Genomic DNA, 9062 nt, shown 5'->3' on the forward strand with positions numbered 1-9062 from the left:
TTCCAGGAGATGCACGCTACCGGTTCCAGCACTTGGCATCTCCACCGAGGATGGCAGCAGCGCCGGCAACGGTTCCCGGAGGGTCGGCCCGATGTCCTGCGCGAAGTACGGGCAGGAGGTTCCGGTCGACGGCGGAGGCCCAACACCAATGATCACCGGAGTCACCAGGGGGAGCCCGCAGCATGACCGACACCACGGAGGCCCTTGGCGGTTCGGCTGCAGTCGACGATGCAGCACGAAGCGTCACGCGCCCGTTCTACGTGTACGCCGTGCTCGCCAACTCGCTGTTCCAGCGTGGCGTATTCGTCCTCTTCCTTCAGCAGCGAGGCTTCTCCGCCGGGCAAGTGGCCCTCCTTCAGACACTGCTCTACCTGGTCAGCGGACTTGCGGAGTTGCCGACGGGAGTCATCGCCGACCGAATCGGCAGGCGTGCCAGCATCGTGATCGGCCAGGTGCTGATAGCCGGATGCCTGCTCGGTCAGGTGACGTCCTCCAACTACTGGTTGTTCCTGACGCTGTTCATCGGCCAGGGCGTGGGCATGGCATGTGTATCCGGTTCGGACACCGCCCTGCTGTACGACCTGCTCGTGCGTCGTGGTGCAACGGCCAGCTACGTCAAGATCAAGTCCCGGTTCACCATGCTCGGGACGGTCACCTCGGGAGTCGCCATCGTCCTCGGCGGCCAACTGCAGCAGTTTTCCTGGGGAATCGTCTACGTCGGTTCGGCGTCGTGCCTCGTCCTGGCCGTGGTGGTGCTGATGTCACGGGTGCCCGAGATCCGCGGCGCGGACGCGGTGGACGAGCAGGACGGAGCCGAGAAGGCGCACGGCGACGCCACAGCATGGCGGGCGATGCTTCGGGTCGCCACGCCGGCGCTCGTGACGCTTGTCGTGGTATCCGGATTGATGCATGCGACTTTGACGCCGTACATCATTTTTACGCAGAAGACCCTCTCCGATCAGGGAGCGGGCACCGCATTGGTCAGCGTGGTCATATCGGCGGGATTCTTCGTCGGCGGACTCACTCCCTTGCTGTCGGACCGCGCGGACCGGCGCATCGGGTATCGGGTCATCGTCCCGGTGTCTCTCCTGACGCTCGCCGTGGCGCTCGGCCTGAGCGGCCTCGGCCTTGTCTGGGTCACCATCGCCGCGTTCCTGGTCCTGGTCGGAATTCCCGAGATCACCGCCGTGATCGTGGACAACGTGTTCAACGAGGCAGTGCCGTCGCGCCACCGGGCGAGCCTGCTGTCGATGATCGCATTCGTGGAGTCGGCGCTCATCGGCATCGGCTATCTCGTCCTCGGCGCGCTCATGGACGGGTTGGGATCCGGTGTGGGCATGGCCACCTACGCCGCGGTCCCCCTGCTGGCCTGTCTCCTGTGGCTCCCGGTGCTCTTCCGAGGGGCACGGGTGACCACCGAGATCGAGAAGCCCTCCGATCAAAAGGCATCCTGAAACAGACCATCTCAAGCAACGCCCCTGCCCGGTGGTGGGGGCGTTGCTCGTTGACATCCGGCTCCCAGCGGCGACGGAGCTGTCTCGGAGCCCGCGGAGTCGAAGTGATGGAGGGGCCGGTGCCCGGACTGCTCGCCGACGGCGGTGCACTCCGCGAGGCTGATGCCGGCCCACCTCACCCACGACCCGGAGGCCATCGTCTCCGCCACCGCCGACACCGCCGCCTGCCCGACCACGACGGCGTATGCGCGCCGGCAGCTCGCCGGGCTGCTCCACGACGCCGTCGTCGCCCACCCCGACATCTCCCTCCACCGCCCGGCCGTCCTCGGACCCGCCGGACGCGCCTGGCTCCAGCACGTCACCATGCACGGCCCCGTAGCAGACGCGGTCATGGCCCTGGCCGACGAGGGAGCAGCCCCCCGCCACCACCTCGACGACGCCCAGTGGATCGCCACCTACGCCATCAGCGCCGTCGCCCGCATCATCGAGGTCTGCGGACCTGACGAAACCGCCGAACGCCTCACCCAGCTCCGGGCCGAGGACGCCCTCTCCCACCTCACCGATTAGATCCGCGGACAGGGCTGCCGTCGGCCATCCGGCCCAGGCGGGCAACGGATCCCGCCGCCGGGATGCCACTCCAACACCGGCCCCACGGCGTCGCCGTGCTCCTGGCACCAGGAGACGGGGACCACGCCGCCGCAGTCGTGGCGCTTGCACACGCAGCCCTCGCCCGGCCCGGAATGGGCGACGCCGTGGCGTACCGGCCCGCCCGGAGGCCTAGGCCGTCTCTTCCGGATCTTGCCTGACCCGCGGCGCCTGGCACCGCGGGCTTAAGCGGCAAGATCCGGAAGAGACGGCCTAAGGGCTGTCCCGTAATCCCCGGTGGATCAGCGCACGGCGTCAGATGCGGTGCATCGCAAGGCGGAGGGGCGTCCTCATACTGGGCGTATTCGGGCGTTCCGACAACGCGGCGAGGTGCCGTAGCTGACGTCGTGCGCCCGCCGGGGACTACGGGACAGCCGTTAGCGGATCTGGTCGGACGCCCACGCGGCCCACTCGCGGCGCATCGCGTTGAAGCGGAGGCCGTACTCCAGGGCGATCTTGCCGTTCACCGAGAGCGGGTCGTCGCCCCAGTCGATGGAGTCGGCCAGTCGGCGCAAGGCCTCGTGCTCCTGCTCCGACAGCTCCATGAGTTCGGTGAGGTAGCTCCGCGCCTGGTCCGGCGTGATCACGTTGAGGAAGAACACCCGCAGCAAGATGTCGCTCCGGGTGTTGCGTTGGGGCTTGATCTCCGTCAGCCAGTGGCGCAGCTCCGCCAGACCCTCGTCGGTGAGGGTGTACTCCTTGCGGCCGCGCGGGCCCTGGGCCGAGACGCTGATCAGCCCGTTGTCGGCGAGCTTGGACAGCTCCGTGTACATCTGGCTCTGCGTGGCGGGCCAGACGTTGGCCAAAGAGGTCTCGAAGCGCTTCAGCAGGTCGTAGCCGCTGGCGGGGCGCTCTGACAGGAGTCCGAGGAGGGCGTGTCGAAGGCTCATGTCATCACTTTACCTTCCACTGTTGACATGTCGAGTGTGGAGATTCTAGTTTCTACATGTCAGAACAGGAACGTCAGCAACTCGGGGGTCTTCGATGTCGTACTTACGCACCTTCCTTCCATGGATCGTCTTCGCGGTGGTCCCGTCCGCCCAGTGGCAGTGGGGGGCGCTCGCTGGTCTGCTGGTGGCGGTGGCGGTGATCGCCCAACAGCGGCGTACGGGAGTCGGCTTCGACGCGCTGATCATGGAAGCCGGCTCGGCCGTCTTCTTCGCGGTCCTGGCGGCCGTCTCCTTCACAGACCCCCATTCGGCCGTACACGCCTACTCGGCGGCGCTCTCCTCGGCCACCCTGGCCCTCATCGCCGGGGCCTCGCTGCTCGCGGGCAAGCCGTTCACGCTGGGCATCGCCAAGCGCACCACCCCACCCGAGGTCTGGAGCCTCAAGCCCTTCGTCCGGGTCAACGTGGTCATCACCACCGTGTGGACGGCCGCCTTCGCCGTCACGGCGGGCGCCCTCGCGGCCCTCGCCCACGCCGGCCAGGGCCACTCCACGACGGCGACACTCGTCCAGGCCGCCGGGTTCGTCGTCCCCATGCTGTTCACCGTGCGCTACGTCGCCACTGTTCAGGCCAGGGCCAACGGCTAGGGCTAGGGCTAGTCAGTACCTGGCACTCGGCGCCGGACGCTCCGCTCAGCCCATCAGCCGTAACCCGTCATCAGTAACCCATCACCCGTCACGGCACGGCCATCCGGGGGGATCGTCATGACCAGGTCCGCTCGCTCGACCACCGCCGTCGCCCACTCGCTGAACCTGCCCGTCGGCTCAGGAAGACCGGCCGGGGCTGCGAGCCGAGGCCCACCAGGGGGGTTCACGGGCGTACTGCCCACACGCACGCCGACCGGCATCGGCATCCCACCTGTCGGGGGCCGGTGGCGAGGGTGGCTGACTGCCACTCACCTTCGCGGCGCGGACAACGCGCTGGAACATCCCCGCCCTGAACCGCACCACATCGCACCACATGGCACCGTATTGCACGGCCCCGCACCGCACCGCACCGCCTCGTAGCGAAGCTGACCCCCCGGCGCCGGCCCTCGGCCCCGGCCGTCATGCCGCCCCTGGGGTGCAAGGTCCACCACCGGCCTCCGGTACGCCGCCGAACGGGACGTACCCCCGACTGAACCTCTGAGAGCGGGAGTCGGAGTCCCGAGCCGAACCCCGGCCCGACGCGCCGCCCCGCGCCGCACCCTCCGCACGGCACCGCTCCGCGCCCACCGCACCGCCAGATCGCCGCGCCGCCCGTGCGGCAGTGTTCCCGTTCGCCCTCTTCACCGTTCAGCCCCTGGTTCTCCGGACCCGGAGAACCCCTGCGCGTCCACCTCATCAGGAGAATGTCATGAACATGACCATTCGTCTCGCCCTGTCCATCGCAGTCGTCGGCGCCGTCACCGCCACGACGCTGGGTCAGGCCGTCGCCGACACCCCGGCGCCGTCGGCCGCCACGTCCAGTGCGGCGAACCCGGGCTTCCTGACCCACTTCACCCCGACCGTGCCCAATCCGACCACCGCCTCGGCGGCGCAGCTGGCCGCAGGCCGGCCGGTCGGCGTCTTCGCCACTGTGACCGCAGATTCCTCGGCAGGGGGCAGCATCAGCAGGGCGGAGGTCATTGCCCGGGCCCAGTCATGGGTCGACGCGGGCGTGCCGTACAGCATGACCAGCTACCGCACCGACGCCAACGGCAAGTACCGCACCGACTGCTCCGGCTTCGTCTCCATGGCCTGGCACCTGAACTCCTCCAGCGGGAACAACTGGGGCGAGACCACCGGCACCCTGCTGAACTACACCTCCTCCATAGCCAAGGAGTCCCTCAAGCCGGGTGACGTCCTCCTCAACCCCGACTCGGGCGCCAGCGGCCACGTGGTCATCTTCAACGGATGGACCAGCTCCGATCACTCCACGTACGACGCGCTGGAGGAGTCCGGCAGCAGCGGCGCCGTCCACCACAGCATCCCCTACCCCTACTACAGCGGCCACGGCACCTTCAGCCCCCGCCGCTACGACAACATCCAGGACACCAACAACCGTGCGGACGTCACGGGTGACGGCAAGGCCGATCTGATGGTGTTGAGCACCGACGGGACGATCGGGCTCCGTCCGGGTTCGGGAACGAGCTTCGGTGCCAGCACCACGGTCAGCGCGGGCTGGCAGAACTTCCTGGGCGGCGCCGGTCAGGGCCGCCTGTACTACGCCGACATCAATGGCGACGGCAACAAGGACCTCCTGGTCCAGGGCACCGACGGCACCATCGGCGTCCATTTCAACAACGGCTCCGGCACCAGCTTCGGTGCGAACGTCCCGCTGTCCTCCGGCTGGCAGAACTACCTCAGCCAGCCCGGCCAGGGCCGCCTGACCTTCCCCGACATCAACGGCGACGGCAAGGCCGACCTTGTCATCCAGGGCACCGACGGAACCATCGCCACCCACCTCGGCTCCGGCACCAGCTTCGGCGCCAACCAACCCCTCTCCAGCGGCTGGCAGAACTACCTCAGCCAGCCCGGCCAGGGCACCCTCTCCTTCGAGTAGCGCGGCAGAGCAGCCACGCCGGAGAGGGCCCGGGCCGTCTCCTTCGGATCATCGGATCGTTGGTTGATGTGTGTCGTTGACTGATGCCCAGTGGGCACGGATCGAGCCGTTGCTGCCGGATCGGACGCCCAAACGGGGGTGGGCGGTGACGGGATCACCGGCAGGTGATCGACGCGATCGCGTTCAAGTACCGGACCGGGACACCGTGGATGGACGTGCCCGAGCACTTCGGGTCGTGGAAAGGTGCCCACAACCGGCTGCGGAAGTGGGCCGCCGACGGGACCTGGGAGAAGGTCTTCACCGCGCTGCTCGCCCAGGCCGACATCGAAGGCGACCTCGACTGGGTCGTCGCGGTCGACTCCACCATCGTCCGCGCCCACCAGCACGCCGCCGGGGCCCGCCAAAAGGGGCCCCGGCCGGCGAGCCCAACGACCATGCCCTCGGACGGTCCCGCGGCGGACTGGCCACAAGGATCCACCTGGCCGCCGACAGCCGTTGCCGACCGCTGGCCTTCGTCATCCCACCTGGCCAGGCCGGTGACGCACCCGCGTTCCCGCAGGTCATGGCCCGCTTACGGGTTCCGCGGCCGGTCGGCAGACCGAGGGTGGCCCCGGACGTGGTCCTGGCCGACAAGGCGTACTCGTCCCGCGCGATCCGTTCTCACCTGCGTCGGCGCGGAATCCGGGCGGTGAGCCCGCAGCCCGCCGACCAGGCCGCCAACCGCAAGCGTCTCGGCAGCCGCGGTGGCAGGCCACCGGCCCTCGACCGCGAGGCATACAAGCGACGGAACACCGTCGAACGCTGCACCAACAAGCTCAAGCAGTGGCGCGGCGTGGCCACTCGATACGACAAGACCGCCACCATCTACCTCGCCGGACTCCACCTCGCCGCCATCTTCATCTGATCAGCGAGGTGATCCAAAGGAAACGGCCTGGACGGCGTCGGTGCCGCGCAGGCCGACCGGCCAGGCCAGCGTGAGGCGTAGGCCTCCCGAGCCCGACCGGAACCGGTCGATCACGCGGGCCTCGCCGCGGACGGCCAGGGGCGGCGTCCCGGGCGCGGCCAGGTGCTTGACGGTCAGTCCGGACGTGCCTGCGGACAGGGCGGAAAGGGTGTCGGCGTCCGCATCGGTGGACCAGCCGGGCAAGCCGGTCCTCTGTCTGGACTGGCGCGGTCCGGCCGACGCGCCGTCAGGCCCACTGCCGCGTGTCGGCCAACTGGCCGGATATCGCGTGATACGTGAGTTGTACAAGGAGTGGCCCTTACGGGGGATTCGCCCCACCCGCCGATGCAACACGGTGGGCAGGCAAGCAATCTCCGAAAGAAGGGGACACCGCACGTATGAAGCGCCTCGCACCGCTGTTGGCGACCGCCGGACTCATCGCAACCACCCTGTCCCAGCTGGCCGTTACTCAGGCATCCGCCGCCCAGTCCACCCCCGAGTACATGAGCCAGAAGCCCGTCTGGCAGCGCTGCAGCGCAGACAAACCGGCGACCTACGAGTGCGCGACCCTCAAGGTCCCGCTCGACTACAAGCGCCCCCAAGGCCCCACGATCGACCTCGCGATATCCCGAGTGAAGAGCGAGAACCCGGCCAAGCGGCACGGCGTCCTGCTCCTCAACCCGGGCGGACCCGGCACCACCGGACTCTACCGGCCGATGCGGATGAGCACGGAGATGCCCAAGGACGTACGGGACCGGTACGACCTCATCGGCTTCGACCCGCGCGGCGTCGGGGCCAGCAGCCCGATCACCTGCGGGCTGAACCAGACCGAGACGGGCATCGGCGGGGCGTACCGGCCCGAGCGCTTCGCCTCGGACGTGGCGTGGGCGCGCAACGTCGCGGACAAGTGCCGCGAGAAGGCCGGTGACGTGCTCCCGTACATCACCACCCGCAACACGGCCCGCGACATGGACGTGATCCGCGCCGCCCTGGGCGAGCGCAAGATCTCGTACCTGGGCTACTCGTACGGGACCTACCTCGGCGCGGTGTACTCCCAGATGTTCCCGCAGCGGACGGACCGCTTCGTGCTGGACAGCGGAGTGGACCCGCACAGCATCTGGCGCGGCATGTACCAGGTGTGGGCGACCAGCTCCGGGCCGGCCTTCGAGCGGTGGACCCGCTGGGCGGCGGAGCGCTCGGCCGAATACGGCCTCGGCGCGACCCCCGAGGCGGTGTCCGACACGTTCTGGGCACTGGTGGCGCGCGCCGACCGGGAAGCGATCGACTACTTCGGGCAGAAGATCACGGGTGACGACCTCCGGGACCCGGGTGTGTTCTACTCCCCGGTCGAGGCCTCGATCATCACGAGGTCCATCAAAGCCGCAGCCGATCGGACACCCCTGCCGGCGGACGCCGGGGTGGCGGACGTGAAGAGGCTCCTCGCCGGCGGCCGGGGGGCCGCCAGGCCGGATGCCGACACGGCGGCCGCCCCAGCGCCGGGCAACGGGCCCGCCCCGGCGGACGCCCCCAGTGACAACGGCACCGCCGTCTACTGGTCCGTGGTGTGCGGGGACACGGAGAACTGGCCGCGCGACCCCGAGCAGTACGCGCGGGACGCGGTCCAGGACAAGGTGAAGTACCCGCTGTACGGGGACTTCGCGTCGAACATCAAGCCCTGCGCCTTCTGGCAGCGGCCGCTGGAGGCCGCGACGCCCATGACGCACCAGGCAAAGGTGCTGACCGTGCAGAACGAGTGGGATCCGATGACCCCGCTCAGCAGCGGTCAGGGCCTGCACCGCGCCCTGAAGGGCTCGCGGATGGTGCTGGCGAAGGGCGGGCAGGGCCACGGCGTGTACCTCACCGACCCCACCTCCTGCGCCAACGACCCCGTCAACACCTACCTCACCACGGGCCGGCTCCCCGCGAAGGACGTGACCTGTCAGAATCCGCCACGCGACCAGGAGCCGAAGGGGTCGCCGGCGCCGTGAACCCTGCCATCGTCCTGGATACCGGACGAAGGGACGAAGGGACACCGGCCAGACGCCGGAACGCGATCGAGAGCCGACCGCCCTGCCGGCGCCGGGCCCGCGGTGCAGCACGCACCGCCCCCGGGTCGGCGGCCTCCACCACCGCACGCGACCGCCGGCCCGGCCCGGCGTCCGCAGCCGGGATCAGGCCCGAGCCGGTCGCCCACCGCCACGCCGCGACCGGCACCCGCAGCCGGCCCGCCGCCTGACCCTCGTCGAACACCTCACGCACCGAACGCACCACGACACACCCCAATCCACACACCGAGGCGGCCCGACGATCGGACCGGGCCCGAAACATTCAGAAAGATCCGATTTACTGTTAATCAGCATGATTTCGGGGTGAGTTGGGGCGCACCGCACACGTCGCCTACGCGTACGCGAGGGCGAAAGTCACCCCTTCGGGGGAGTCCGGGAGCCGGCCCCGGACACACGGCAGCGGGGGGGGGGGGGGGGGGGGGGGGGGGGGGGGGGGGGGGGGGGGGGGGGGGGGGGGGGGTTTTTTTTTTTTTTTTTTCTCT

At 69.3% G+C, this 9062-nt stretch carries 7 protein-coding genes and 1 pseudogene; 6 read left to right on the forward strand and 2 right to left on the reverse strand.

Translation table 11 applies throughout. The annotated features are described in order from the left end of the window. Positions 1–182 precede the first annotated feature (182 nt). The gene (locus ACZ4YL_RS19235) at positions 183–1454 is read left to right on the forward strand and encodes an MFS transporter (RefSeq protein WP_468117773.1); all 1272 of its coding nucleotides are present in this window, start codon (positions 183–185) and stop codon (positions 1452–1454) included. Between the two features lie 144 nt (positions 1455–1598). Beyond that, the gene (locus ACZ4YL_RS19240; protein WP_468117774.1) at positions 1599–2021 is read left to right on the forward strand and encodes a hypothetical protein; all 423 of its coding nucleotides are present in this window, start codon (positions 1599–1601) and stop codon (positions 2019–2021) included. 455 nt (positions 2022–2476) lie between these two features. Here ACZ4YL_RS19240 and ACZ4YL_RS19245 read toward each other — a convergent pair whose 3' ends face one another. Next, positions 2477–2989, reverse strand: a complete 513-nt coding sequence (locus ACZ4YL_RS19245; protein WP_468117776.1) for a PadR family transcriptional regulator — start codon at positions 2987–2989, stop codon at positions 2477–2479. A gap of 94 nt (positions 2990–3083) precedes the next feature. Between ACZ4YL_RS19245 and ACZ4YL_RS19250 the strand changes: the two genes are divergently transcribed. The 3 genes and pseudogenes from ACZ4YL_RS19250 (at position 3084) to ACZ4YL_RS19260 (ending at position 6475) form a co-directional block, all read left to right on the forward strand. Continuing rightward, a complete protein-coding gene (locus ACZ4YL_RS19250; RefSeq protein ID WP_468117778.1) occupies positions 3084–3635 on the forward strand; it encodes a hypothetical protein in 552 nt (183 codons plus the stop codon). 748 nt (positions 3636–4383) lie between these two features. Further along, a complete protein-coding gene (locus ACZ4YL_RS19255; RefSeq protein ID WP_468117780.1) occupies positions 4384–5571 on the forward strand; it encodes a C40 family peptidase in 1188 nt (395 codons plus the stop codon). 70 nt (positions 5572–5641) lie between these two features. Continuing rightward, positions 5642–6475: pseudogene (locus ACZ4YL_RS19260) on the forward strand (IS5 family transposase). Here the strand turns inward: ACZ4YL_RS19260 and ACZ4YL_RS19265 are convergent. Then, a complete protein-coding gene (locus ACZ4YL_RS19265) occupies positions 6476–6718 on the reverse strand; it encodes a hypothetical protein (protein WP_468117782.1) in 243 nt (80 codons plus the stop codon). It lies immediately after the preceding pseudogene. Positions 6719–6912: 194 nt separating this feature from the next. On the opposite strand from ACZ4YL_RS19265, the gene ACZ4YL_RS19270 reads away from it, so the two are divergent. Then, entirely contained in the window at positions 6913–8502 is a 1590-nt protein-coding gene (locus ACZ4YL_RS19270; RefSeq protein ID WP_468117784.1) for an alpha/beta hydrolase, read from the forward strand. Positions 8503–9062 lie beyond the last annotated feature (560 nt).

The organism is Streptomyces sp. NPDC030021 (assembly GCF_055574035.1).

Excerpts from the sequence above, each read along its gene's own strand:
- ACZ4YL_RS19255 (WP_468117780.1), top strand. The coding sequence starts at position 4,384 with ATGAACATGACCATTCGTCTCGCCCTGTCCATCGCAGTCGTCGGCGCC.
- ACZ4YL_RS19235 (WP_468117773.1), top strand. The coding sequence starts at position 183 with ATGACCGACACCACGGAGGCCCTTGGCGGTTCGGCTGCAGTCGACGAT.
- ACZ4YL_RS19270 (WP_468117784.1), top strand. The coding sequence starts at position 6,913 with ATGAAGCGCCTCGCACCGCTGTTGGCGACCGCCGGACTCATCGCAACC.
- ACZ4YL_RS19250 (WP_468117778.1), top strand. The coding sequence starts at position 3,084 with ATGTCGTACTTACGCACCTTCCTTCCATGGATCGTCTTCGCGGTGGTC.
- ACZ4YL_RS19245 (WP_468117776.1), bottom strand. The coding sequence starts at position 2,989 with ATGAGCCTTCGACACGCCCTCCTCGGACTCCTGTCAGAGCGCCCCGCC.